Consider the following 24,771-nt stretch of genomic DNA (forward strand, 5'->3'; position numbering starts at 1 on the left):
CGCTGCCTTGGAAAATGGTCTGGTTCAGTCTGGCTAGCCTTGGCGTAACCGCACTTATTTTAATATTGGGTTATTACGGAACTGCCTTGCTGATTTGGCTGAATCCATCCCGCTCTTTTTGGGGTGTGAAGCTCATTTGGTGGGTGATAAAGAATATCGGCTCCAAACCGATCATGATTGTTGTGGGGCTACCACTGTTCATCTTCTTTTTTCTGGCCCTATCCCGCAATACGATGAACTACATGCGAACACTTTCCACTGGCGTTCAAACGCTGGCTAAAGGTGATTTGTCGTACAAGCTGCCGATTTCCGGCACCGATGAACTGGCAATGCTCGCTGAGAGCATGAACACAATGGCCACCAAACTTCAACAAGCGATCAATGAAGAGCGGGAGGCTGCCCAGGCAAAAAACGACCTCATTACCGGAGTATCCCACGATTTGCGAACCCCGCTCACCTCGGTGCTTGGCTTCTTGGAGTATATTGAGGACGATCGCTACGATAACGAGATTGAACTGCGTTATTATGTTGGGATCGCCTATGACAAAGCGCTAACCCTAAAGAAGCTCATCGATGACCTTTTTGAATTTACCCGGGTGTCCGATAGCGGGCTGCCTCTGCAGCTTGAGCCCGTCGACTTGGGCAAGCTGCTCGGCCAACTCGCCGAGGAGTTTGTACCCATATTGGAGCGAGCTGGGATGACCTATCGGGTTCATCTAGGTGCAGGCCCACTAGTCATGATGGGCGATGTGGACGGACTGGTACGACTGTATGAGAACCTGTTCACAAACGCCGTAAGATATGGCAAAGAGGGCAAAATATTAGACATCACCGTCTCTAGAAAGGACGATCAAATCATAGCGGTCTGCACCAATTATGGCCCGCCGATACCGCCTGAAGATATTCCTCACCTGTTCCAGCGTTTTTACCGGGTCGATAAATCAAGATCTCGGGAAACGGGCGGAACCGGCCTAGGTCTTGCCATTGCAAAAAGTATCACTGAGCTGCACCACGGTACCATCAGCGCGAAAAGCACGCGGAAGCAAACCGATTTTGAAACTTCATTTCCTGCGCTCGATTGATCTTTATAATTTTTAAACCAAATGAATTTGTTTCACTGTCCCCCCTTCAAAATCCTTAACGATAAACTGTTCCTTCGTCAGGATTCCATATGAATGGGGGTTATTCTCCTTGGGGAGGGAAATCGAGCCTGGATTCAATACAAATACCCCACTCTTTCGTTCGGCTACAGGGATATGTGTATGGCCCTGGATAAACACGTCATTCTCCATCAGCGGCGGTAGGTTTTCCATGCTGTGCAGATGTCCGTGGGTCGCATAGATACGACGGCCTTCAAGGAAGAGCATGGCGTAATCGGCCATCATCGGAAACTCCAGCAGCATTTGATCCACCTCAGCATCGCAATTTCCGCGAACGGCGATGATTTTATGCTTATGCCGATTAAGCACTTCTGCTACCTGCTTCGGATCGTATTGTTCCGGAAGTGGATTCCGCGGGCCGTGATACATGAAGTCCCCCAGCAGCACAATTTGGTCTGGCTGCTCCTCCCCAGCCTTGTTCAAGGCCTGATTTAACCAGAAAGCAGACCCATGAATGTCCGATATAAACATGATTTTCATTGGTGTAGACTCCCTTTCATTAATTTACTCTATAAACTTAACCCAAATCTCTTTAATTCCTTAAAAATACCCTCAAGCCGATGCCCTTTTTCCGTTAACGTATATTCCACACGCGGCGGAACTTCGGGATATACCGTTCTCTCCACGATCCCATGCTCCTCCAATTCCTTAAGGCGCAGCGAGAGTGTCTTCGGACTAATCCCGTCCATCGATCTCAGAAGGTCGCTGAACCTTAACGTTCCATCAATCAATAAATCTCGAATGATTAAGAAGGTCCATTTGGTACCAATGACCTCAAGCGTTTTGGCGATGGGACAAGGCTCTCCTGGTGCTCCTTTAGTCAGCTCAATCGGTTCAGTTTTGTACATGGAAGCATCCCCCACTCATTTTTTTTAAAAGGATTATTCATTATCACAGCACATTAGTATACTTTCGGAAACTATATGGTTTAAATATCACTACTTCCCAAAATGAATTTACTATATCTATAATATCAATGCAACCTTAATTTTTCCAGTTACCTGATGAGGAGGTGAATAAAATTTCCACAGGAAGCTCACAAAAAAAGCTGCCCTTAGCGATCCTTGCTCTCTTAATCAGCGCATTCGCAATCGGAACTACGGAGTTTGTCATCATGGGAATCCTTCCCGATGTTGCTCATGATTTGCATGTCAGCTTAAGCACATCGGGATTACTCGTTACCGGTTATGCGCTGGGGGTCGCCATCGGAGGTCCGGTGATTACGGCCTGCACAGGGCGTCTTGAGCGAAAATGGCTGCTCTTCGGTTTGATGCTTATCTTCGTCGCAGGTAATGTGCTTGCAGCGCTTGCCCCTAATTACTCCGTGCTGATGGTTGCCAGAATTCTAGCTTCCTTTGCACATGGAACTTTCTTCGGTGTCGGTTCCATTGTAGCAACGAAGCTTGTTTCAAAGGAGAAACAGGCTAGTGCGATTGCCATGATGTTTGCCGGGTTAACGCTAGCGAATATACTCGGTGTCCCATTAGGTACTTTTATCGGGCAGATATGGGGTTGGCGTGCTACATTTCTCGTTGTTTCAGCGCTTGGGATCCTCTCCCTTGCCGGAATTGCCGTGCTTATTCCTGCAGGCTTGGAGCAGGCATCCTCGAAGTTCAGACAAGAAATTCAAGTGCTCAGAAATAAGCAGGTCCTGCTGGCTCTAATGATGACCATCTTGGGATTTGGCGGTGTGTTCACAGCCTTTACCTATATTACGCCCATATTGACAGAGCTTACCGGGTTTAGCGAGGAGTCCGTCACGCCGATCCTGCTTGTCTTCGGTATCGGAATGACGATTGGAAATACGATTGGAGGTAGACTGGCCGACTGGAAGCTAATGCCGTCCCTCACTGGAATGCTGGTCTTCTTGGCTGCCGTATTGGCCCTGTTTACTGTAACCAGCTCTTACAAAATCGCTGCCGTCATTACCGTATTCGTATGGGGTTTTGCTTCCTTCACCATTGTTCCCGCCTTCCAAATGCGGGTTCTGGCTAAAGCAGAAGGCTCCCCGAATATGGCCTCCGCCTTAAATATCAGTTCTTTTAATCTGGCTAATGCCGGAGGAGCTTACCTAGGAGGATGGGTCATTGAGAGCGGTTTAGGCCTCGAAGCATTGCCATGGGTAGCTGCCATCATAACCAGCCTGGGTCTTTTAGTAACTTTAATGAGTTGGAACTTGGATCGGAGAGAAGCTTCGTCTCATAGTTCACCCACTGAACGATTAAAAGGTTTGTCTGCAAAATCATAGAGAACCATAGTGAAATTCTATAGGAGGCTTTAACCATGAAAAACATACTGATTATCAACGGTCATCAGAAATACGATTCATCGGAAGGAAGATTAAACCAAACCTTGATGGATACCATGGTAGGTTTCTTAAGTGAGAAGAACCAGGTGAAGACATCGATACTCCAACAGGGATACAACGTTGCAGAAGAGCAGCAAAAGTTCATCTGGGCCGATATGGTCATTTATCAAACCCCCATATACTGGTTCAGTGTTCCCGGATTGCTCAAGACATATATGGATCAGGTATACGCCTACGGCTTGTTTTTCAAAGGCTCGGACCAATATGGAAAAGGCGGTTTATTAACCGGGAAGAAGTATATGTTTTCCGTGACCTGGAATGCTCCCGAAAAGGCATTTAATGATAGAGCTCAATTTTTTAGGGGCGCTGACCTGGAAGAAGCGATTCGTCATTTACACCGTGCGCAGGAGTTTATCGGCTTGCAGCCTGTGAAAAGCTTTGCTTGCTACGATGTTGTGAAGAATCCGCAGATAGATACTTTTACATCCGCATTGATCGCGCATTTAGAAGAAGTAGTAAATGATTAATTCATTATAATCTTAGGAGGAAATAACATGTTAACCCAACAAAAAGTAGTGATTATCGGCGGAAGTTCCGGCATTGGTCTGGAAACAGCCAAACAAGTGATCGAGCTCGGAGGGAATGTCGTCATCGCAAGCCGTTCGGAGGACAAATTGAACCGGGCCAAGGAAACTCTAGGAGACCAAGCAGTAGCTTATCAGCTGGATACTACAGATGAACGGCAAGTACAGTCCTTTTTTCAACAAATTGGAGAGTTTGACCATCTAGTCGTCAGTGCCGCGGAGACATCCGGAGGAGCATTTCTTCAGATGGACTCTGCCCAAGCCCGCCAGTTGTTCGAAAACAAGTTTTGGGGACAATATTATGCTGCAAAATACGGGGCTCCAAACCTCAGAAAAAATGGATCCATCACTCTTTTCTCTGGCGTGGTTGCCTTCAAAAACATGATAGGCTCTTCCGCGCTTGGTGCGGCCAACGCCGCCGTTACCAATCTGGGCCGAACTTTGGCTTTAGAGCTCGCCCCCATTCGGGTGAATGTTGTCTCACCAGGCATCATCGACACCCCGTCCCGCAGTAAAATGCCAGAAGACGCTCGCAATCATTTCTATCAGGAAGTGGCAGCCAAGCTTCCCGTCAAGCGGGTCGGAAAGGCCCAGGATGTCGCTCAAGCCGTCATCTATTTGCTTCAAAACGGCTTTGTCACCGGAACGGCCCTTCATGTGGAAGGCGGACATATTCTCACCTAATCTTCTTTCCTGGAAATCAACATGATCAACAAAGAACGCAGGCAAAAAAGCGCAAGTCTAAGGGTTTGAACCCTTGCGACTTGCGCTTTTTTTCTATTTATTCAAATGGAACGGGATCGTCGAAATCACGATATCTTTCCGGAACAGCAGCATTGTACGGATGACGACAGCGGTCTGATTGTGAAGCAGCGCATGCCACCATCTTTTTACGATAAATTGCGGGATTAGGATTGTAATCATGCCGCCTGGTTCTTTCTTATCGATGTTGTCGATATATTTCATCAGCGGCCACAATACGGTCCGGTAAGGCGATCGAAGAATAACGAGCGGGACGCTGGGGTTCCATTTCTCCCACTTTTCTCTCAGTAAAGCAGCCTGTTTGTCATCGCTGTTTACAGATATGGCTACTACATCATCCGAAATACCTCTCGCATAGGATACCGATTGAGCAACCACCTTGCTGATTCCCGAAATTGGAATAATGACTTTGGTATGCATGGCTAAAGGCTGCACACTATAATCGACCTGAAGCTGTTTGGCAATCGCACTGTAATGACGATGGATTGCATAAAACAGCAATACCAGCAGCGGAATGGCCAAGGTAACCATCCAGGCGCCCTCAGTAAACTTAGCGATAACCGTAATGACCAATACGGCTCCGGTCACCAGTGTTCCAATACCAGTAACGATTACCGTCCACTTCGTGCTAGGAATTTCTTTCTTGAGAAAAGCCCGTACCATACCAAATTGGGCAATGGTAAAGGAGAGGAATACGCCTACCGCATACAGTGGAATCATATCATGGGTATTAGCTTGATAGATCACAATGACCAGAACGGCCATCGTACTAAGCAGGAATATCCCGTTCGAAAAAACGAGCCGTGCTCCCCGAAGTGCAAGCGACCGCGGCAAAAACTTGTCTTGTGCGATAATCGAGGTGAGCTGCGGAAAGCCGGCAAAACTCGTATTCGCAGCCAAAAACAAGATGAGCGTTGTAGCGATCTGAACCAAATAATAAATCGGCCCGCGGCCCATTACATGTTCCGTTAGCTGAGACAGAATCGTCTGGTGCTCCATCGGAGCAATGCCAAACGCAAACGTCAGCAGCGTAATTCCCATAAACATCGTGCCCAAAATGACAGCCATCCAAATCATCGTGATCCCGGCATTGCGAGTTGAGGGTGAGCGAAAAGACGGAACTCCGTTGCTAATCGCTTCTACGCCGGTTAAAGCAGAGCACCCTGAAGCAAAAGCACGAAGAACAAGCAGGATCATCGCGAAAGTGCCTATATGGGTTGAACCTGATTGGGCTGAAGAGATCGATGCCGTGTGATACCCCTGCCAACCCTCATGCAAAACTTGAAAGCCTCCGACGACGAGAACGAGCAGAACAGAAAATATAAATAAATAAGTTGGATAAGCAAATACGGTGGCCGATTCGCGAATGCCGCGTAAATTAAGTACCATTAATATAAGCGTTAGAACAACAGCGATTTCTACCTTCCAATGGATCAGTGAAGGAAATGCGGCTACCAATGCCGCAACCCCGGAGCTGATACTAACGGCTACCGTCAGAACATAGTCGATCATCAGCGCTGCGCCGGAAACAAGGCTCGAAGGCGTATTCAAATGCTCTTTAGCAACGACATACGCTCCCCCGCCGGATGGAAACGAATGAACAATCTGACGATATGATAACGTGACAACTAACAGCAGCAATAGAATGCAAAGGCCGATCGGTACGGAATACGTAAGTGCAGATACACCTATCAAAGCGAGCACCAGCAAAATTTCTTCCGTTGCATAAGCCACAGAGGAAAGCGCATCCGATGAGAAAATAGCTAGTGCTTTCCACTTCGGCAATCGCTCCTGGGTCAGCTGTTTCGTACGAAGCGGAGAACCGATCAACCAGCGTTTTATGGAATTCATCATAGGTAGTACACCTTGCCTTCTCTTTCTTAAATGTAGGAAACTTTCTGAAAAAAATTACAAAAAAGGCCGCAGGAAAGTGGGAACTTCCCGCGGCCTTCTCTTAATCAAGAGACGGTAACGTTAATTCCTTCTTTCGGACGCTTACGAGGTTAGCTGACGGATTCGGGCACGAAAGCAGCCCTACGCTTTGGTGTGCAAAGCGATTCACCCCTGAAGGCAAGCGGTCGGCTTGGCCTTCCTGGTTTCCCCGTTTCTGGTTACAGAATTCAGCGATAAAGGGTTGATATTTAATTCACTTCATGAATAATACTCTTGACGAAAACCGGAGTAAAGGTTGAAAAATAGGTAATAATCCACGCAGTTCCGTCGTTTCATGTAAACGAAGCGCTTACAACGACAACGATCTTTTGTTACCTCATATTTACTGGCCTTATCGTTTATAAGGAGACTTTTACCTTGTGCCAAAAAAAGAAAGGCTGTCCAATGTCATTTTGCATGGCACCGAACAGCCCGAGATCTGAAGAACTAAAGTTATATATTATAGCGATTCTTTAATAACACGTTTGTAGAACAAGACAGATAACAACCCGAAAATCGAATACAAGGCCGTATACACCAGCATAACGATAAACATAGGGGCCCAAAGCTCCGATCCGAATAGGAACCAGCCCGATTTGACGGCAAAGTAACTATGGGAGAGACCAACAACGAGGGGAATGCCGAAGTTGAACACCTGCTTAAATTGCACGCCGCGGATTAAGTTGCCCTGTGTAAAGCCGAGCTTCCGAAGGATCGTATAGCTTGGCTTTTCCTCCTCCCCTTCGTCCATTTGTTTGAAATACAATATACACCCTGAGGTAATGAGAAAGGTCAACCCGAGGAAACCGACGACAAACATAATCATGCCCATCATCTGCTTCTGACCGGAAATAATGTCCGATTGGGAAGTATATCCTCCCTTCTGCTCAAAATTCATGTCTTTATATATTTGGTTAGCATGTTCAAGCATGTTTGAGTCCACAATATCTATCCCGACATAAGAATGAGAATTCTGTTGGATATCCGGATCCTTATCTTTGGCCAACTGTTCGAATACCTTCTCATCGACAATCGCCGTCAGCAGTCCGCCTGAAAAATACGAGGAGACCACGGGATCCTTGCTTAAACCGATCAAACGTTGCTCTATGGACTCATGCTTACCCTTAAGCTCCACTTCCCCCGTGCTTTTCAGAGACTTGAGCATCTTCACCGCATCGCTATATCCGGTAAATTTGGTCTCATCCGGCGACACGTCTACACCCTCAACCGATTTCTCGCTAACGACCGGCATAGTCATGATTCCCTTGCTTTTTCCAATTTTGTCTACATCGGCGATATGAGAAAAATCGGCTTTCACCATGATGACGTCTCTGCGCGTCTGTTTATACACAATGTTTTTCTTCTGAAGGGCCTTGGTAAATTTCGTGATATCCTCATCTTCAAGCAGCGAGAAATGATTCGGCACAATTTCCTTGGCCGACTTGTCTACCGAATAATAAGCAATGTAGCTTAAGGAAAGCAAGCCGATCGCCAGCGCCGATACGGTGGTAATGATCGTTAACAGCAGAGCGTTCGATTTCATCCGAAACATGATCGATGACAGCGAAAGCACCTCGTTCAGCGACAAATAACCGCCTTTGCTTTTGCGAATCGCATTAAAAATCAAGCTGACTGAGCCTTTATAGAACAGATAGGTTCCGAGAATAACCGACCCTAGAATCATAGACATCACGAGAAAAAGCTCCTCGGTCTTTACAAATTGCCCCCCGAACAGCTTGGTGGACAAATAATAGCCGAACAGGATGAGAACGATCCCGAACAGACCCATAACAATTTCGACGACAGGCATCTTCCGGATTTTATTCTCAGTCGATGAGGTCACCCGGAATAGGGACAGGATCGTCTGTCTCTTGATAAACGTGTAGTTCATCAGCATAATAAGCAAGTAAACCGCCGCAAAAACGATCACAGTCTGAAGCAAAGCTCGTGTTGAAAAGTTTAAAGAGGCCTGGGCATCCACGTCCATCACTTTAAACAGAATCATCAGAAGCAACCGTGAGCAGGAAAAACCAACGAAGATGCCGACCAGCATCGAACCAAAGTACAATATTAGATTTTCGCTGCTTAAAATCCGAAAAATCTTACCTTTGGTCAAGCCGATCAATTGAAACAGTCCGATTTCCTTACTGCGCCGCTTAATAAAAATATTGTTAGCGTACAGCAGGAAGATCGCAACAATTACTACCAGCAGTACGGAAGCGGTAGCCATACCGGCCGCACCTTTCACCGAGCCCTTGATCTCATCCATCGCCGGATCATACTGCAGTGTAACAAAAGCAAAGTATAAAGCGACACTGAAGATCAGTGCAAAGACGTATAAGTAGTAGTTTTTAATATTTTTCTTCAAATTGCGAAGGATCAGGTAGTTAATATTCATTCCTGGACACCACCCAGCACGCCTTGGGTTTTCATGATGTCGTTAAAGAAGGCTTGTCTGGTTTCCTCGCCTTTATTGAGCTGCGTGAAAATCTGTCCGTCCTTGATAAAAACCACTCTGCTGCAATAGCTGGCGGCCACCGGATCATGCGTTACCATGATGATCGTTGACGAGATCTTCCGGTTCAGTTCACTTAGTTTGTTCAGCAAATCGGAGGCCGATTTTGAATCCAGCGCCCCCGTCGGCTCATCTGCAAAAATGATGCTGGGGTCATGTATGAAAGCACGCGCGGCTGATGTCCGCTGCTTTTGTCCCCCGGAAATCTCATTCGGATACTTATCTTTGATATCAAAGATACCCAGCTCCATCGCCACCAATTGAAACTTCTGATTGGCTTCTTTCTTGGAAACCTTTTTGATGGAGAGCGGCAGCAGGACATTTTCCTTCACCGTCAGCGTGTCAAGCAGATTATATTCCTGAAAAATAAAGCCTAAATGGTGCTTCCGGAATTCAGCGAGTTCCTTCTCCTTCAGACCGGTAAATTCTTTGCCTTCGATCTTAATGCTGCCCAAGCTGACTTTATCGATCGAGGAGAGTACGTTCAGCAGCGTCGTTTTCCCGGAGCCGGAGGCGCCCATAATACTGACGAATTCGCCTTTTTCCACCCGAAGGTCGATCCCTTTGAGCACTTCCTGTCTATTGAATTTGTTGCCATAGCTTTTATGAATTTGACTAGCTTCGAGTATAGCCAATTTTCTCACTCCTTTAGGTTATGCTCCTATCATAAACGAGGCGGCGCGCCTTTTCCTTCGATTCGCCGAACAAACATAAGAAGCATGTGACAATGTTGTCACATGCTTCCCGTAATGCGGACGAAATCATTGCTTTTCGGAAAAATTAACGTGAAGGTTGTACCCACGCTGGGCTTGGATTCCACCTCAATGCATATGGACAAGGAATCGGCCACCTTTTTAGTCAAGTAGAGACCCATGCCGGTAGCGGCAGAATCCTTATGTAGCGTCGTAGACGTAAAGCCTTTGTCAAAAATCCGGGACAAATCCTTCGGATCAATCCCCCTTCCAAAGTCCTGAACGCTAAGCCACGCCTGCCCGTTCCTTTCGCCGCTTTCGATCATAATATCGGACGCACTGCTGTATTTTACGGCGTTCGTCAGCAGCTGCCTGAGAATGAAACCGAGCCATTTCGCGTCCGTGAGCACCTCTTTGATAGGGAGGTTGACCTCAAAGCCAATGCCTTTGTGTATACACCAGGATCTGAGCGCTTTGATCTCCTTGTTCACGATAGGCTCAAGCTCAGTCATCTCGATAAACAAGTCATTTTCAATATACGGAATCCGCCTTTGATGCAGCTGCTGATCCAGCAGCAAATGAATCCGGAGCCATTCGTACATAAGCTGTGACTTCAGCGTTTCATCGCCCAGCCGATCGATCATGAGCTGCATCGTCGTCAGCGGTGTCTTCACCTCGTGAATCCAAGACATCAGGTCGTCTTTTTCCTCTTCAATCCGGGCCAAATGCAGGGAGGATTCCCGCTTGTACCTTCCCGTTTGCGTGTTCAGCATGTCCATCACAATCTCTTCAAACGGGCTTCCCGCGCTTGCTATGGAAGCGAGATCATAGGTATCGTCCCAGGAAAGCAGGCTCTTGTAAAACCTCGTTTCCTTTTGGTACCGAACAAACAGGAACGCCGCAAAAAGAAGCGTCGACAAGAACACGATATATAAAAGTGCACCGAACGGAATCGAATTATCGATGTAGGCGGTAAACAAAACCAGGAGCTGAAGAACTACAAAGAACAAAATCCAGCTTAGGCGTTCTCTCAAAAATTTGTAGATCATATGGCGTTAGCCTCTTCCGTAGCCATATAGCCTTGTCCGACCTTGGTTTCAATATAAGAACCGAGGCCGATGTTTTCCAGCTTTTTACGGAGCCGGTTGACGTTGACCGTCAAAGTGTTGTCGCTGACGAAGTGCTCGTTGTCCCACAGACTCTTCATCAGCTCCTCCCTGCTCACAATTTGATTTTTCCGTTCAATGAGCATTTTCAGGATAAACATTTCATTTTTTGTGAGTTCAATCGTTCCGCTGTCGTTCGCAACGGTATTCTTCACATACTCGACGGTCGCCTCGCGCCATGTTCTAAGCTCCACCCGCTCCGTGTTGTAATTGTAAACCCGGCGGAGCGTTGCCTGAATCTTGGCGATCAGCACGTCAAAGTGGAACGGCTTCTGCACAAAATCGTCCGCTCCTAGTTGCATCGACATGATCATATCACTCGGGTGATCACGCGACGACAGGAAGATAATCGGCACATTGGAGTGGGAGCGAATCATTCTGCACCAATGAAAGCCGTCGTATTTGGGCAATTGTATATCGATTACGACCAAATCTGGCCTAATTTCTGTAAACTCCTGAAGCACTCTGCTGAAATCCTGTACTCCGTACACATCATAAGACCACTGGAGCAACCGGACCTTCACTTCATCAAACAAGGTCATATCGTCTTCGATCAGCATGATTTTAAACAAGGGAAAAGTCACCACACTTTATGTATTGGGTAATTTGCTTGTTGCGGTACACCTTCCCAGTGTATAAGAAAATAGGTGGATGTGCTATATAAACAGTTACTCACTTAGTAATGCACGAAGCACCGTAGCCCAGGATCTAACATTGCATTTTCGCCCTATAGATTCACTTAATAAATGTACTCTTCACTCTATCCGACTTCAAAAAATAAGGAATCCAAATGGCGCATGAAATTAACGATTTGACTAGGTTCCTCATGGCAGCTGTTCCACTCCCCGCTTCTCTAGCAAGAGGAATTTGAAATAGAAGCAGCGTATCTATGATTTCAGCCAGCAAGCTGACACTTAATAATACAATCATGAGACGTGGCAATGCTGATTTCTTTCTGTAAAGCATTATCAGTATGTATAGACTAAACAGGAGCAGCAAGGAGTTGCAAACCACTTCGAAAATAAGCGTAGGCCCCCATAATGGATGATAAAACATCGATTCTTCTGAGGTTAATACATTCCATGTTTCTGAAATATAATCAGGCGATAAATATGCAAACAACTGAATGATTAAAGAGAGAATCGACGCGTATAGACTGATCTGCACGAGGATTAACCATCCTCCTAAACCCGAAACATCCAATGTTCGATAATCGATATTCTTTTTCTTGACTTCCGTCTCCAATTAACACACTTCCTTTGTTATTAAATAATTGGCCTGTCTTTTCTGCGGGGCATCAGCAAGGCGTCCGCGGGGGCGTCGGAGAGGCGTTTAACGAACCGTATAAGCGTTATTTTGCTCAAAATGCTTTTCTGGCGGTGCTAACGAACTCAGATAACGCTATTTCACATAATTTGCAGCCAAATAGCGTGAAAACGGTCAAATAGCGTGTCTCAGGTTCGTTAGATTTTCAAAACCCCGTTTTTCCTCCAAATAGCGCTTATTGGATTCGTTAGAGCAAACGCCGTAACCTTACTCCAATATCGCCCTAGCTTGCTGCATTACTTCCATGATAATATCCTCAGCCTTCTGATTCGCTGTTAGCATTCTAGTGCCTTGTCCCGCCCATAGCGACATGTACTCCGGATTATTCAGCTTAGAAGCAGTATCCCGGATTCAGGCGTCATATAAGCAACTCCTAGGGTTCCAAAGCCGCCAGCATTGGACACCGCTGCTACGAGGGAGGGCATATTCGGTATGCCGGCCATACCTGCTAAAAAGATAGGGTACCGAATATTAAAATTTCGACATACCTCAGTGCTTAGATGAATCGCCATAACTTCATTTCCCCCAAGAAAAAGAATCGTTGATACCAGCGTTATGGAATATATAGTAAATTGAGTTATGTATTTCATTATATCATGCGCCTTGATAAAAATGTTAAGGAGCCGTGTTTGAACACGACTCCCATGTACATTTTGCCGCCTTATTGAGCGGTCTGGATCCCGACTATTATTTACTTAAATGATAAGGCACTGTTGCCACAATAACGTTTTTGCGGTAGAGCAAGTGAGCCCGGATCAAGAGGCTGGACTGGTTATGCAGGATATTGTGCCAGCCTTTTTTCGGTATAAACTGAGGAATAATGACCGTAACCTGGTAGTTGGATTCATTCGCCTTGTTCTGCACAATATCAACGAATTTAAGCAGTGGCTGTACGATGCTCCGATATGGAGAATACAGCGTCACCAATCTAATACCCGGCTGCCAATTCCCCCACTTTTGTTCAAAAATCGCTTCGTCTTCTCTTTCAAAAGGAATATGCACAGCAATAATCTGATGAGGCGACAATGACTTCGCATAATTGAGCGAATTTTCCACCACATGCGTAATACCCGCAACAGGAACGATAATGACATTCCCCTCAATCGGTATAGCTGGTACAGAATTCGATACTCTCAGCTGTTCGGCAATCGCCTCGTAATGCTTATGAATTCGGTGGAAAAAGTAAATAATGATGGGTAAGAACACGAGAACCGGCCATACGCTGCTAAACTTGGTGATGAAGAACATGACACTGACTAACAAACTGATCAAGGCACCGGTCGTATTGATCAGGAGCTTGTGAACCCAGCCCTCTGGCTTTTCTTTAATCCATTTGACCATCATGCCGGTCTGGGATAACGTAAACGGAATGAACACCCCAATGGCATACAACGGTATCAGCATTTCGGTCTGTCCTTTAAACACAATGATCAATATAATCGAAAAAAGTCCGAGAAAAATGATTCCATTGGAATATCCGAGTCGATCACCACGCACCGTGAACATTCTTGGGACAAACTTATCTTTGGCCAGATTAACCGCGAGCAGCGGGAAAGCAGAATAGCCCGTGTTGGCGGCAAGAATAAGGATCAAGGCTGTCGTTCCCTGAATAAAGAAGTACATGAAGTTTCGTCCGAAAGTTTGCTCGGCAATTTGAGAAAGCACCGTCACTTCTTCACGATGTCCAACTCCGTAGTAATAGGCAAGAATTACTATGCCCGAGAAAAGCAAAGCCAAAATGGTACCCATGGCCATCAGCGTTTTCGCTGCGTTACGAGGAGAAGGCTCTTTAAAATTAGGAATGGCATTCGAAATGGCCTCAACCCCCGTCAAAGCGGTACATCCGGATGCAAAGGCACGCAATAACAAGAACAGACTAATCCCAGCAACCGGGGTGCCGATTGATGTATGAAGGCTTGGCGAGACGTGTCCGGTCAGTATGTTGTAAGCCCCCACACCGATTAGAATAAACAGGGCGAGTATGAACAAATAGACGGGCAAGGCAAAAACCGAAGCCGATTCCGTAACCCCTCGCAAATTGAGCGTGGTGATGAGCACGACAAAAGCTACAGCAATGATGACATTGTAAGGATGTAGACTTGGAAAGGCAGAAGTGATGGCGTCCGTTCCAGCCGATACACTTACAGCTACCGTGAGAATATAGTCCACGAGCAAGGAACCGCCTGCAATTAAACCTGGAAGTACCCCAAGGTTTTCCTTGGATACGACATAAGCTCCCCCGCCATGTGGATAGGCAAAAATGATCTGACGATAAGACAAAATCAGAGCCGCCAACAAAATTAATACTCCGATGGCAATAGGGATTGAGTACCAATAGGCTATTGCGCCAATGGTCATCAGTACCAGCAAAATCTGCTCTGGTCCATATGCTACTGAAGACAGGGCATCCGAAGATAAAATTGCCAATGCTTTAACTTTAGTAAGCTTCTGCTCCCCAAGCTCCGTCGACTTTAAAGGTCGTCCGATAAGAAATCTTTTTATATAGGAAAACACAAATTCCACCGCCAATATCCTTATTTTTAGTTAGTTTCCCCTTTAGCATTTCAAAACATTTTAATGCCTTCAGTCCAAATTTAGGCACAAAAAAACACAGGGTATCCCTGTGCCTAATTTCACAAGTTGTAAACCCACTCCTGACCAACGCTTACGAGGTTAGCTGTCGGATGCGGACGGCAAGAGTCGCCCTACTTGATCACGGTGCCATTTACAGACGCCTTTTCAAGATTAACCCCAAATAAGTCCCAAGCCCAAACCTAGGCCGGTTCCATATACGGTTCCCCCGTTTTCCTTACGGAAATTCAGCGATTATGAATTTTATGAATTTTTTCAAGAAGCAAATAAAATCATACGTTCCAGGTTAAGGTTTGTAAAGGCAATGTAGGTGAGATGGAAGATAAAAATGATTCATTAAGCGCTCATAAACCGTTTACATTTACTTATTGCTCCTTGAATCGAGGTTTCTTGCATGGTTAGTGCTATTTTCTGAAAAAAATAAAATTGGAATGGAGAGGATCTACGGTATAAAATATATGCAAATCACCAAAAAGGGGGATTTTGATATGTGCGGACGCTTTACGATCACGCTGCCGATCAATGAATTAATCCTACGTTACATCATTGAAGATTCAAAAATCATCAACTATAAACCAAGATATAACGTGGCTCCGATGCAGAACGTACTTGCGGTTATATCCGGCAAAATGGGCCAGCGGTTAGGTGAGCTTCGCTGGGGGCTTGTACCAGAGTGGGCCAAGGATCAGAGCATGGGTAGCAAAATGATCAATGCCCGTGCGGAATCGTTGGCGGACAAGCCGTCCTTCCGTCAACTGCTCGCATCGCGCCGCTGCATCATCCCAGCCGATGGTTTTTACGAATGGAAACAGGAAGTAGAGCGTAAGCAGCCCTATCGGATCATGATGCAAGATGGGAGTATTTTTTCCTTTGCCGGACTCTACGACATATGGAGCGACCCGAATGGTAATAAATTAGCCACCTGCACAATCATCACAACCGAACCTAATTCGCTGATGGCAGGTATTCATAACCGGATGCCCGCTATTCTTCGCCCAGATGATGAGGCGATGTGGCTTAATCGAGATAATACCGATGTTCATTTCTTGAAGAGTTTACTTAAACCCTACGATGCTACGAAAATGAGAGCCTACCCCGTATCATCGGCTGTAGGAAATGTAAGAAACGATTCAAGAGAGTTAATAGAGGAAATAAAATAAGCTATCGGATTTCGGCCTTTAACCCAAGACAGCTAGGAATGTCCGGTCGATAGGTCAACCTGGCGATCTCCAGCACTTGTTCCGTCATGTATTTGTCGGAGTATCTATACCCGGTTTGAACCCAATAAGTGATCACTCCCATAAGAGCGAAAACGTTCTGGTTGATTAGAATCTCCCGATTGATATGGGACGGAATTTCCGGAAACAGCAGCTCATAATCATGATGGAAAACTTCCTGCAGGGTTTCCCCCAGTTTCTCCTGAAAACCTAGGGCCTTTTCTTTCAAAAATAAACTGAATGCCGCCGAATGTTCGGAGACATATTGAAAGATTTTTAACGATGAATCGGATAAACGGCGCATATCGTGATGGTCTCTTTTTCCTTCATAAGGCTCCTCGAACGCTTTCTTGAAGCCATCCACCGTTTCCTGAAGTATTTCATCCAGGAGATCCTCTTTGTATTGATAGTGTTTATAAAAAGTTCCCCTCGTATATCCCGCTCTTGTAACGACTTCGGTAATCGTTATTTCCCGCAATGCCTTCTCGTTAAGGATCGCGATCAGGGCTTCTTTCAGCGCTTTTTTCGTTCGAATGACTCCTTGATTGACCTTCTTAGCACCCATGAACATTCCTCTCCCTAATGTATATTGTCACCGCTTTTTTAGACGTTGTACGGGCGTTTCGTTCATTCGTGAACATTGCGCCACGCGATGTAAATTGAAGAATGTGCTTACTACTATATAATATAAAATTGCTTCAAATTCAAATATCTTAGGTTTAATAATAGGGGGTTTTAACTATGAAACTTCAAGGAAAAGTAGCTGTAGTGACAGGAGCAGGGTCCGGCATGGGAAAGGCCATCGCAATTTTATATGCACAGGAAGGCGCAAAAGTCGTAGTAGCCGATATCAATCCATCCGCTGTTAACGACGTTGTAGCAGAAATCAAAAATGCGGGCGGTGAAGGGACCGGTGTCATTGTTAACGTGGCAAAACGGGCTGAGGTCGAGAGTATGATTGAAACCGCTGTCACTTCCTACGGTTCACTTGATATTCTCGTAAACAACGCTGGCATCATGGACAACTTTACACCTGTCGGAGATGTAACGGATGAGCACTGGGATCGACTTCAGGATATTAATCTCAAGGGACCGTTCATGGCATGCCGCGCAGCCATTAACATTATGAAAGACCAGCCTCATGGTGGCGTCATCATTAACAATGCTTCCGTCGGCGGCCTGTTTGGTGCCAGAGGCGGCGCTGCATATGTTGCGGCGAAGCATGGTTTAGTCGGCTTGACGAAAAATATTGCATCCACCTACGGTCGTGAAGGCGGCAATATCCGCTGCAACGCTATTGCACCGGGAGGAGTTAAGACGAATATTCAATCCTCCATCACTGCCCCGCATCCACTCGGTATGGCAGCAATCGGCGATGTAGGCCAAGGGCCATTAGCTGATCCTATGGAGATCGCACGGGTCGCTCTTTTCCTGGGATCGGATGATTCAAGCTTCATCAATGGTGATGTTGTTAAAGCGGACGGCGGTTGGACGGCTCGATAAGGACTTCTGTGCTGTGAAAAAAGGCGAAACGCAAGGTAAATCCCTGTGTTTCGCCCTTTCTATATGGCTCGAAATTGCATCCATTTTTTGCTGAAATACCGATATATAAAAAATACCGCTCGCGCGATCCAGTCTATGAACATGGCTACCCACGTACCAAACACTTCCATATGGAAGTAATCACCTAGCAAATAAGCCATGACGATCCGGCAAACGAACATGGTCGTAATACCGATCACCATGGGATACCGGGCATCGCCGGAAGCCCGGAAAGTGACGGGCAAAGTATAGGCTAGCGGCCAAATAAAGCTGGCACATATCCCGTGCCACAACACGATTTTCGTCGTAAGGGATGCCGTAATTTCAGACAAGCCATATAAATGCAAAATGACCGGAAGCAACGCCAAAACTATCGCGTTCATCACTATCTGCGAGATATATACGATAATCAATATTTTCCTATTATAATATTTTGCCTGTTCGTAATCGCCTGAACCGACGCATCTGGCTATGACCGCAGTAAGTCCAAGGTTAATCGCTATTCCGGGCAGAACTTGGAACAAGACAATTGTGCCGCCTACGGCATTGGCAGCTATAGCCGCCGTCCCAAAAGTGGAGACCAGACTCAGCACAAGAATTCTACCAATTTGGAACAGACTGTTCTCTATTCCGTACGGTACTCCGATATTCAAGATTCTCTTGATCATCGACCACTGAAATTTTATTTTTATACTTTTCTCAATATACAGCGGATGTTTATGGTTCATGGCGAGTAGGATGATTACAACTGCACCAATGATCCGGGAAATCAAGGTCGGTATGGCTACCCCTTCGGTACCGAAGTGAAGCCCGTAAAGTAACAGGGCATTTCCGGCTACATTAATCCCGTTCACATGTAAAGCTACCTTCATGGACACCTTCGAATTTCCCATCGTACGGAAAATAGCTGCTCCGACATTGTAAAGGGCTAAAAACGGTACGGATGCCGTGACAATCATTAAATAGGTATTGGCATGACCTCGTACTTCATCGGAAATTTGCCCAAACAGAGAATACAAAATAAACGGCTTTACTAAATATACGATTATCATAACTACGATGGAGATTGCGCCAACAAACCATACCATCTGATTAGCCGCTTCGCGGGCCTCTTTCATTTGCTTCTTTCCCATATATTGTCCGGCAATGACCGCACCGCCTGTAGCCAGCGCAGCAAATAAATTAATCAGCAGCGCCATGATAAAATCCACGAGGGAAACCCCGGACACCGCAGCCTCCCCAACATATGCCACCATAATGGATGCGGCCAGTCCGACCAAAAATTCCAGCAGTTGCTCAACCATCAACGGAAGAAACAGCTTGAACAAATCCCGGTTTGAAAATAAATAGCTGCTTTTCCCTGCTCTCCCTATACCTATCTCTCTAACTTCTATCTGCTCCATATAACCACATTCCTTAAGGTGCTATTTCGTGTCATTAACCTTATTCAGGTTTGTTTACTCCTAAACTGCGGCAACCTCCATTTCCGGCAATTCAGCTAACTTTACAACCAAATCTTCCTGTGACCAAGCTTTACATATTCCATTGGATCATCCTAGCTTTCAGACTAAATTACGAAGCTTGTTTTGCTTCATCAAAGCTGTCGTTATTGCCTAAGAACATAAGATCATTATGAGACAAACCATAAAAAAACCGTTATCCCGATTGTCTTAAATCATTGCCTAATCCTCTTACTACCACTAACATCTTGAACGCAGAAGCCCTATAATTGAACAAAGATTATCGTAATAAGGAGGAGCCTATGGCTGAACTAAGTAGCCGGCAGAGTGATTTGGCTGACGTGATCAAGCGTCATACGACCGCAGATGGAGTATGGGAGACCGCCATACCTTCTTTATTTTTTATTCGAAGCTTTCACATAACCGAACCCGTATACAGAGTGTACAAGCCTTCTTTATGTATCATAGCCCAAGGTTTGAAAGAGGTTCTGCTGGCACAGGAACGCTATCAGTACGGTCCCGATGACTACCTTCTAGCATCTATGGACTTGCCAGTGATGGGCCAAGTGATTAAAGCATCTTCCGATGTGCCGTACTTAAGCATCAAGCTTGAATTCTCTCAAAGCGAAATATTAGAGGTTATCAACGACTCGGAAATTCAAATTCCACCGAAGGAAAATGCGAAACGGGCGCTATTTGTCGGTCAAATCGAGTCATCCATCTTGGATGCGGTCCACAGATTAACCCGATTGTTGGATCATCCCAAAGATATCCCGTACCTGGCCCCCATCTACAAAAAAGAAATTTTGTACAGGCTTATGCAAGGGCAATATGGGGCTGCGCTAGCGCAAATCGCTATGGAAGGGAGCAGCACCTACCGAATCAGAGAAGGAATCGAACAAATCATCAAACATTGGGATAAGCCCTTGCGCATTGGGGAGCTTGCAGAAATCGCGAATATGAGTGTCTCCTCGTTCCACAGACACTTTAAAGAAGTCACCGCGATGAGCCCAATTCAATTTCAAAAACAGCTTAGACTGCAGGGAGCCAGACGTATCTTGCTATCCGAATTAACGGATGCTGCTGATGTCGCTTACCGGGTAGGCTACGAAAGTGCGTCCCAATTCAGCCGTGAATATGCCCGTATGTTCGGTTATCCGCCAAGAACAGACATTAAGCGGTTGACGGAAAAATACGACCAAAGAATTAACGTATAAGGCTCACCATAACGAAAACAGCTTTAACGCAAATACAAAAGCGGCAACCTGGACTTAAGTAAAGCCTCAGGTTGCCGCTTCTTAATGAGGATTAACTCTCAAATTTTGCATTGCCCAGCCATTTCACCATTTCAGGATCGTTGTGGGAGAAGAACAAGCTCTTGTTCGTATCCAATGCAGCAATACACTCCATATCCTCTCCGCTTAAGGTAAAATCAAAAATATTAAAGTTCTCGATGATTCTTTCTTTATGAACCGATTTTGGAATTACAACGACGTCTCTTTGGGTCAACCAGCGTAAAATCACCTGGGCAACGGATTTATTGTATTTCTCGGCGATGGACACTAAAACTTCATTCTGGAAGATGTTATTTCTTCCTTCAGCAAAAGGTCCCCACGATTCGATCTGCACACTGTTTTCTTTCATATACTTGGCGCTTTCGATTTGCTGGTTGAAAGGATGCGTCTCAATCTGGTTGACGGCTGGAGTTACTTTATTGTGAATCATCAAATCCACCAGGCGATCCATTTGGAAGTTGCTAACTCCGATCGCTCTGATTTTCCCCTCATGATACAACTCCTCCATCGCTCGCCAAGAACCGTATACATCCCCAAAAGGCTGATGAATAAGGTACAAATCCAAATAATCCAGTTGCAATTTTTGCAGTGATTTAGCAAAAGCTTGCTTTGCGCTCTCATAGCCGGCGTCTTGAATCCAGAGTTTGGTAGTCACAAATATTTCTTCCCGTGGCACGCCGCTCCGTTTGATCGCTCTACCGACCGCTTCCTCATTTTGATAAGCTGCAGCGGTATCAATCAGACGATAGCCGGCCATCAGGGCATCGTAAACGCTTTGTTCACATTCCATCGCATCGGGAATTTGATACACACCAAAGCCGAGGATCGGCATCTCAACACCATTGTTCAAGATTACTTTTTGCATATGGAGTCCTCCTATTTTTTCATTTACAATTTCAGCTCACTTGGGCTATAGTATGAGTCTATTCCCTTCGAGTTACTCGAAGTCAAGAGATTCGGAGAATTCATTCGAGGAGGGCTCCCATGTATACTGTGAAAGACGTATCAAAACTGCTGGATCTCACCGAGCATACCGTTCGCTACTATACGGATCAGGGACTCGTACCCAGCATACAGCGAGACCAAAACAATAATCGTCTGTTCGACGATGAATCTATTAATTGGCTCACAGGCGTAAAATATCTGAAACAATGCGGCATGTCGGTGAAAGACATCAAAACCTATGTAAATTTATGCTTGAAAGGCGATTCGACCATTCAGAAACGGTATGAAATGATATTGGAGCAAAAAGCCGCTGCTCTGGCGCAGTTGGAGGAAGCGAAGCAGAGAGTAAAATATATGGAAGATAAGGCCAATCACTATCTAGACATTATCCAGCAAGCACTCCCGGACGATACGAATCCCGGTAAATGGTGAGATTAACTCAACTGTAATGTTGTAATGCACGTTTTATCATTTTCGAACGTGGAAATTTCCGATTCGGCCGTTTTTCCGTCATGGCCCACGGTGATGCGATAGGTTTGATCCCGCGGCAGCCACAGGTCGATAAACCCGTTGGATTGGGACGTCATTGTTTGGTCCAGTACGGTTTTGCCTTTCGCATCGGTGATGTTCACCTGGAATTTCTGTTCCGTCATCTCGCCTTGGCAGCCGGTTAAACTATGGATTTCGCAAGGATGCGTCTGTTTGACGTACGGTGCGATAGATACGAAAAATTCGTCCTTGGGCAGAGCATAGCTCTTCGAATCTGCCGTTTCGCCGTCTACGATCAGTTGATGTGACGTGATGGAGGCGGACTTGCCGCTCAGATTGCCTACGCTATAATCGTAGACCATCTGTTTGATGCTCTGCGGAGCTAGCGCATTCGACTCTGTTTTTTTATCGGCGTTTCCCGTTAATAGAAAAAAGCTTCCTAACGCGACAATCGCAATGCCGCCGACTACCGCCAAAATCGTGGTTCGTTTCATGCCTGGCCCCTTTCGTACAGTTTAATTTATTTGAATGGATCGAATAAACAAGATTATAGCATAGATGATATTGCGATAAAAAACGAACTCGTGACTTCGAAAAGTCGGCAAGTCAGGCGCCATAGAAACTTCGCTGCTTATCACCGTCATGACCGAACTTATGAATGAAATTTGTAAATCTAAGTTAATAGAAAGGACTACTCTTCTTTGGGAGTAGCCCTTTTCCAACCTAGAATGTTTCTAGAGATACTAACATCACCGATTTCTACGTCACTGTCTTCTTTCCTTACACAAATATACCCAATTTTCGGAAAACGATTCTGAAGAAAATAGCTCCTTGTCCCGAAAGCAACAGCCATGCCAGCCCAAAAATCCACATGACTCGATAGGAAGAGCCGGCAGGTGCAAACCCACTGAAGGCAAAGCTAATCCCAAATCTGATCACAACTAACCCAATCCAAGCAATAAGAGTTATTATAAATCCCAGCCTGAGTAAAGAACTGTTCGGAAGCATCCTGTTAAACTGTTGATACTATGATCAACAATCCACAAGAAAGGCTCCTAATACAGCACAAAGGAACAATACGACCAGATCAAATTCCATCTATAGACACAGATTTCAAGTACTTATAACCTAGATATACCGTTATTGCAGTCGGTAAGATGAGTCGACGAAAATTAATTTCTTTACTCCTAATTGAGTGTATAGCAATACGCGAAAATGATTGCTATCTGAATCCATAATTGTGTGGTCATATTTTTGCTTCCTCCTTGATTCTTTAATTTACAACCTAATAATAAAGAATCACGAAGGACCCCACATCTACTTGGGGATTGATTTTTAATAGTAATTCTTAGCCTTTATAATAATATACTTATGACCACCTGAAGCTTGATTCTATCAGATGGTCACTTTTGGAAACACTCAAAAGAACCTCTTCTTATTCCTATATTTTAATTTCCTAAAAAACCTATCGATAGTTGCTCTATCCGGGAGTGCCGGAATCCCGCCTTTTTTCGCCGTAGCCAAAGCTCCCGCGGCATTGGCAAACCGGGCGCACTCAGCAACATCATCTACAGTCATTCGGTGGAACCCACCTGGAATCTCCAGAATTTTGCAGATTGCCGTTCGGTTATCCCTCTCTTTTATCTGTTTAACAATACAGGAGTCAAGAGGAGCGTTTTGTAGGTTAAAACTCATCAGACTTGCTCAGGAATAATATATTTCTCTATTTAGATTAACAATTTCTTTATGTGAATATCCGCCTTTAGCCGTCGATAGCTTCTCTATCGCCTTATCCCGTAGGAATGGGGCTTTTTCTTTATTTGCTTTTTTTAATGCTATAATTAGTTCCTCTTTTGTTAGTTCTGTGCAGTATGCAGGAGTTCCTGGCTGCTGTCTCCAAGAGTCGCTTAAAGAACCATTATCTACTGTGTCGAAGCCCAGCTCGTTGGCTATTCCCATGACTTTTTGTTTATGCGATAGGTCATCACCGGCAATCGCTATGGCAATGCGTCCGCTAGTACCTTCGGGACTTCCTTCATGTTCTAAAGTATAGGCTAATAAATTGTTGAAAGCTTTAATAATTGGTCTGCCTAATTGATTTGAAACCCAAACACTTTCAACCATCCCGTTCTCGATTTCTTCAATTTTATTGTCTCTTTGAGGATAATAATTTGAAGTGTCTACAACGACTACTTCCTCCCCAACTTGATCTATAACGTTTCGAATGCTTGGCAGTGCGTGGAAAGGGATAGATATGATAAGAACATCAATATTTGTAATTACATCTTCTACACTCACGGGGATTCCTGCAAGTTCTTTTCCTTCTAGCCGTTCAATCCCGCGAGCATCTGCAATTTTGACATCATGTCCATTCTCAACTAATTTTTTTGCAATATTTGACCCGATGGGTCCTGCACCTATAATTCCAAATCTCATTTCTTTCCTCCTAATTATTATCCTATTCGAAGAGTTATTTTGCCTCAGCGATCGTTCTGGTCGGCTGCCTTCATATCTTTAATGAGCTATGATTTAATTGTTTTGAATTGATTCAGCCCGTTCGTTTGAGCTGGCGTCCAAATCATGGCTATACCAACCGTGAGCCCGATATGCAAAGCAATGATAAATGCCACTGAAGAAGTAGGGGATAGGGTTGTAAAGAACCATAACATGACTGTAACGATAACGAGTCCGGGAATAACAAGCCATTAATCAGTTGCTAAAGGTTGATCAATATCTACCGTGTTCACCGATAGTGGCAAACCAACCATGGAACCAAGGTAACTTAC

23 protein-coding genes, 2 pseudogenes and 2 riboswitches are annotated in these 24,771 nt (G+C 45.2%); of the genes and pseudogenes, 8 read left to right on the top strand and 17 right to left on the bottom strand.

The genetic code is table 11. The annotated features are described in order from the left end of the window. The first annotated feature begins 14 nt into the window (after nt 1-14). Nucleotides 15-1,082 (top strand): sensor histidine kinase, encoded by a 1,068-nt coding sequence (locus ACFQ3W_RS18990; RefSeq protein WP_379320882.1) that lies wholly within the window; start codon nt 15-17, stop codon nt 1,080-1,082. 12 nt (nt 1,083-1,094) lie between these two features. Here the strand turns inward: ACFQ3W_RS18990 and yfcE are convergent, their stop codons facing one another. Beyond that, complete coding sequence (gene yfcE, locus ACFQ3W_RS18995) at nt 1,095-1,640, bottom strand: phosphodiesterase (RefSeq protein ID WP_379320812.1); 546 nt, start codon at nt 1,638-1,640, stop codon at nt 1,095-1,097. A 29-nt stretch (nt 1,641-1,669) separates the two neighbouring features. After that, complete coding sequence (locus ACFQ3W_RS19000) at nt 1,670-2,008, bottom strand: winged helix-turn-helix transcriptional regulator (protein WP_379320813.1); 339 nt, start codon at nt 2,006-2,008, stop codon at nt 1,670-1,672. Nucleotides 2,009-2,181: 173 nt separating this feature from the next. Here ACFQ3W_RS19000 and ACFQ3W_RS19005 point away from each other — a divergent pair, with 173 nt between their 5' ends. From ACFQ3W_RS19005 to ACFQ3W_RS19015, 3 genes are read left to right on the top strand one after another with little or no spacing between them, the layout of a single operon-like run. Continuing rightward, nucleotides 2,182-3,408: an MFS transporter gene (locus ACFQ3W_RS19005; protein WP_379320883.1), complete on the top strand. Its 1,227-nt coding sequence runs from the start codon at nt 2,182-2,184 to the stop codon at nt 3,406-3,408. A 35-nt stretch (nt 3,409-3,443) separates the two neighbouring features. Further along, nucleotides 3,444-3,995 (top strand): NAD(P)H-dependent oxidoreductase, encoded by a 552-nt coding sequence (locus tag ACFQ3W_RS19010; RefSeq protein WP_379320814.1) that lies wholly within the window; start codon nt 3,444-3,446, stop codon nt 3,993-3,995. A 27-nt stretch (nt 3,996-4,022) separates the two neighbouring features. Then, a complete protein-coding gene (locus ACFQ3W_RS19015) occupies nt 4,023-4,736 on the top strand; it encodes an SDR family oxidoreductase (protein WP_379320815.1) in 714 nt (237 codons plus the stop codon). Nucleotides 4,737-4,829: 93 nt separating this feature from the next. Here the strand turns inward: ACFQ3W_RS19015 and ACFQ3W_RS19020 are convergent, their stop codons facing one another. The 8 genes and pseudogenes from ACFQ3W_RS19020 to ACFQ3W_RS19055 all read right to left on the bottom strand — a co-directional run bounded on the left by ACFQ3W_RS19020 (nt 4,830) and on the right by ACFQ3W_RS19055 (nt 14,959). Beyond that, on the bottom strand, nt 4,830-6,665 hold the full coding sequence (locus ACFQ3W_RS19020) for an APC family permease (protein WP_379320884.1): 1,836 nt from the start codon (nt 6,663-6,665) through the stop codon (nt 4,830-4,832). Between the two features lie 126 nt (nt 6,666-6,791). Continuing rightward, nucleotides 6,792-6,950, bottom strand: a riboswitch (cyclic di-AMP (ydaO/yuaA leader). Between the two features lie 256 nt (nt 6,951-7,206). Beyond that, nucleotides 7,207-9,144, bottom strand: coding sequence for an FtsX-like permease family protein (locus ACFQ3W_RS19025; protein ID WP_379320816.1), 1,938 nt, complete (start codon nt 9,142-9,144; stop codon nt 7,207-7,209). Further along, nucleotides 9,141-9,896, bottom strand: coding sequence for an ABC transporter ATP-binding protein (locus ACFQ3W_RS19030; RefSeq protein ID WP_379320817.1), 756 nt, complete (start codon nt 9,894-9,896; stop codon nt 9,141-9,143). Before ACFQ3W_RS19030 ends, ACFQ3W_RS19025 begins: the two co-directional genes overlap by 4 nt. 98 nt (nt 9,897-9,994) lie before the next feature. Next, nucleotides 9,995-11,002: a sensor histidine kinase gene (locus ACFQ3W_RS19035; RefSeq protein WP_379320818.1), complete on the bottom strand. Its 1,008-nt coding sequence runs from the start codon at nt 11,000-11,002 to the stop codon at nt 9,995-9,997. Further along, nucleotides 10,999-11,691: a response regulator transcription factor gene (locus ACFQ3W_RS19040; RefSeq protein ID WP_379320819.1), complete on the bottom strand. Its 693-nt coding sequence runs from the start codon at nt 11,689-11,691 to the stop codon at nt 10,999-11,001. The genes ACFQ3W_RS19035 and ACFQ3W_RS19040 overlap by 4 nt, the downstream gene beginning before the upstream one ends. Before the next feature lie 163 nt (nt 11,692-11,854). Further along, entirely contained in the window at nt 11,855-12,364 is a 510-nt protein-coding gene (locus ACFQ3W_RS19045) for a DUF2569 domain-containing protein (RefSeq protein WP_379320820.1), read from the bottom strand. A 431-nt stretch (nt 12,365-12,795) separates the two neighbouring features. Beyond that, nucleotides 12,796-12,957 (bottom strand): annotated as a pseudogene (locus tag ACFQ3W_RS19050) (nitronate monooxygenase); the annotation flags it as partial. A 175-nt stretch (nt 12,958-13,132) separates the two neighbouring features. Continuing rightward, nucleotides 13,133-14,959, bottom strand: a complete 1,827-nt coding sequence (locus tag ACFQ3W_RS19055; RefSeq protein ID WP_379320885.1) for an APC family permease — start codon at nt 14,957-14,959, stop codon at nt 13,133-13,135. Between the two features lie 133 nt (nt 14,960-15,092). Next, nucleotides 15,093-15,280, bottom strand: a riboswitch (cyclic di-AMP (ydaO/yuaA leader). 245 nt (nt 15,281-15,525) lie between these two features. Between ACFQ3W_RS19055 and ACFQ3W_RS19060 the strand changes: the two genes are divergently transcribed. Next, complete coding sequence (locus ACFQ3W_RS19060) at nt 15,526-16,197, top strand: SOS response-associated peptidase (RefSeq protein ID WP_379320886.1); 672 nt, start codon at nt 15,526-15,528, stop codon at nt 16,195-16,197. Between the two features lies 1 nt (nt 16,198). On the opposite strand, the gene ACFQ3W_RS19065 is transcribed toward ACFQ3W_RS19060, so the two are convergent. Then, nucleotides 16,199-16,819, bottom strand: coding sequence for a TetR/AcrR family transcriptional regulator (locus ACFQ3W_RS19065; RefSeq protein WP_379320821.1), 621 nt, complete (start codon nt 16,817-16,819; stop codon nt 16,199-16,201). Between the two features lie 176 nt (nt 16,820-16,995). On the opposite strand from ACFQ3W_RS19065, the gene ACFQ3W_RS19070 reads away from it, so the two are divergent. Then, nucleotides 16,996-17,757, top strand: a complete 762-nt coding sequence (locus ACFQ3W_RS19070) for an SDR family oxidoreductase (protein WP_379320822.1) — start codon at nt 16,996-16,998, stop codon at nt 17,755-17,757. Nucleotides 17,758-17,816: 59 nt separating this feature from the next. Here ACFQ3W_RS19070 and ACFQ3W_RS19075 read toward each other — a convergent pair whose 3' ends face one another. Further along, nucleotides 17,817-19,199, bottom strand: a complete 1,383-nt coding sequence (locus tag ACFQ3W_RS19075) for an MATE family efflux transporter (protein ID WP_379320823.1) — start codon at nt 19,197-19,199, stop codon at nt 17,817-17,819. A 359-nt stretch (nt 19,200-19,558) separates the two neighbouring features. On the opposite strand from ACFQ3W_RS19075, the gene ACFQ3W_RS19080 reads away from it, so the two are divergent. Continuing rightward, nucleotides 19,559-20,473: an AraC family transcriptional regulator gene (locus tag ACFQ3W_RS19080; RefSeq protein ID WP_379320824.1), complete on the top strand. Its 915-nt coding sequence runs from the start codon at nt 19,559-19,561 to the stop codon at nt 20,471-20,473. Between the two features lie 91 nt (nt 20,474-20,564). Here ACFQ3W_RS19080 and ACFQ3W_RS19085 read toward each other — a convergent pair whose 3' ends face one another. After that, nucleotides 20,565-21,416: an aldo/keto reductase gene (locus tag ACFQ3W_RS19085; RefSeq protein WP_379320825.1), complete on the bottom strand. Its 852-nt coding sequence runs from the start codon at nt 21,414-21,416 to the stop codon at nt 20,565-20,567. A gap of 119 nt (nt 21,417-21,535) precedes the next feature. Here ACFQ3W_RS19085 and ACFQ3W_RS19090 point away from each other — a divergent pair, with 119 nt between their 5' ends. Then, nucleotides 21,536-21,928, top strand: coding sequence for a MerR family transcriptional regulator (locus tag ACFQ3W_RS19090; RefSeq protein ID WP_379320826.1), 393 nt, complete (start codon nt 21,536-21,538; stop codon nt 21,926-21,928). Nucleotides 21,929-21,930: 2 nt separating this feature from the next. Here the strand turns inward: ACFQ3W_RS19090 and ACFQ3W_RS19095 are convergent, their stop codons facing one another. The 4 genes and pseudogenes from ACFQ3W_RS19095 to ACFQ3W_RS19110 form a co-directional block, all read right to left on the bottom strand. Next, nucleotides 21,931-22,479, bottom strand: a complete 549-nt coding sequence (locus tag ACFQ3W_RS19095) for a CueP family metal-binding protein (protein ID WP_379320827.1) — start codon at nt 22,477-22,479, stop codon at nt 21,931-21,933. Between the two features lie 925 nt (nt 22,480-23,404). After that, nucleotides 23,405-23,563 carry a hypothetical protein gene (locus tag ACFQ3W_RS19100; protein ID WP_379320828.1) on the bottom strand — a complete coding sequence of 53 codons (159 nt, stop codon included), beginning with the start codon at nt 23,561-23,563 and terminating at the stop codon, nt 23,405-23,407. A 126-nt stretch (nt 23,564-23,689) separates the two neighbouring features. Next, entirely contained in the window at nt 23,690-24,469 is a 780-nt protein-coding gene (locus ACFQ3W_RS19105) for an NADPH-dependent F420 reductase (RefSeq protein ID WP_379320887.1), read from the bottom strand. Nucleotides 24,470-24,528: 59 nt separating this feature from the next. After that, a pseudogene (locus ACFQ3W_RS19110) lies at nt 24,529-24,690 on the bottom strand (MFS transporter); the annotation flags it as partial. Nucleotides 24,691-24,771 lie beyond the last annotated feature (81 nt).

This window comes from Paenibacillus puldeungensis, assembly GCF_042678945.1.
In the GTDB taxonomy this organism is placed as follows: Bacteria; Bacillota; Bacilli; order Paenibacillales; family Paenibacillaceae; genus Fontibacillus; species Fontibacillus puldeungensis.

What these genes read in the sequence shown, in the direction of transcription:
- ACFQ3W_RS19080 (WP_379320824.1), top strand. Translation starts at nt 19,559, where the DNA reads ATGGCTGAACTAAGTAGCCGGCAGAGTGATTTGGCTGACGTGATCAAG.
- ACFQ3W_RS19010 (WP_379320814.1), top strand. Translation starts at nt 3,444, where the DNA reads ATGAAAAACATACTGATTATCAACGGTCATCAGAAATACGATTCATCG.
- ACFQ3W_RS19015 (WP_379320815.1), top strand. Translation starts at nt 4,023, where the DNA reads ATGTTAACCCAACAAAAAGTAGTGATTATCGGCGGAAGTTCCGGCATT.
- yfcE (WP_379320812.1), bottom strand. Translation starts at nt 1,640, where the DNA reads ATGAAAATCATGTTTATATCGGACATTCATGGGTCTGCTTTCTGGTTA.
- ACFQ3W_RS19065 (WP_379320821.1), bottom strand. Translation starts at nt 16,819, where the DNA reads ATGGGTGCTAAGAAGGTCAATCAAGGAGTCATTCGAACGAAAAAAGCG.
- ACFQ3W_RS19085 (WP_379320825.1), bottom strand. Translation starts at nt 21,416, where the DNA reads ATGCAAAAAGTAATCTTGAACAATGGTGTTGAGATGCCGATCCTCGGC.
- ACFQ3W_RS18990 (WP_379320882.1), top strand. Translation starts at nt 15, where the DNA reads ATGGTCTGGTTCAGTCTGGCTAGCCTTGGCGTAACCGCACTTATTTTA.
- ACFQ3W_RS19100 (WP_379320828.1), bottom strand. Translation starts at nt 23,563, where the DNA reads ATGACTGTAGATGATGTTGCTGAGTGCGCCCGGTTTGCCAATGCCGCG.
- ACFQ3W_RS19070 (WP_379320822.1), top strand. Translation starts at nt 16,996, where the DNA reads ATGAAACTTCAAGGAAAAGTAGCTGTAGTGACAGGAGCAGGGTCCGGC.
- ACFQ3W_RS19095 (WP_379320827.1), bottom strand. Translation starts at nt 22,479, where the DNA reads ATGAAACGAACCACGATTTTGGCGGTAGTCGGCGGCATTGCGATTGTC.
- ACFQ3W_RS19020 (WP_379320884.1), bottom strand. Translation starts at nt 6,665, where the DNA reads ATGAATTCCATAAAACGCTGGTTGATCGGTTCTCCGCTTCGTACGAAA.
- ACFQ3W_RS19025 (WP_379320816.1), bottom strand. Translation starts at nt 9,144, where the DNA reads ATGAATATTAACTACCTGATCCTTCGCAATTTGAAGAAAAATATTAAA.
- ACFQ3W_RS19090 (WP_379320826.1), top strand. Translation starts at nt 21,536, where the DNA reads ATGTATACTGTGAAAGACGTATCAAAACTGCTGGATCTCACCGAGCAT.
- ACFQ3W_RS19035 (WP_379320818.1), bottom strand. Translation starts at nt 11,002, where the DNA reads ATGATCTACAAATTTTTGAGAGAACGCCTAAGCTGGATTTTGTTCTTT.
- ACFQ3W_RS19000 (WP_379320813.1), bottom strand. Translation starts at nt 2,008, where the DNA reads ATGTACAAAACTGAACCGATTGAGCTGACTAAAGGAGCACCAGGAGAG.
- ACFQ3W_RS19060 (WP_379320886.1), top strand. Translation starts at nt 15,526, where the DNA reads ATGTGCGGACGCTTTACGATCACGCTGCCGATCAATGAATTAATCCTA.
- ACFQ3W_RS19075 (WP_379320823.1), bottom strand. Translation starts at nt 19,199, where the DNA reads ATGGAGCAGATAGAAGTTAGAGAGATAGGTATAGGGAGAGCAGGGAAA.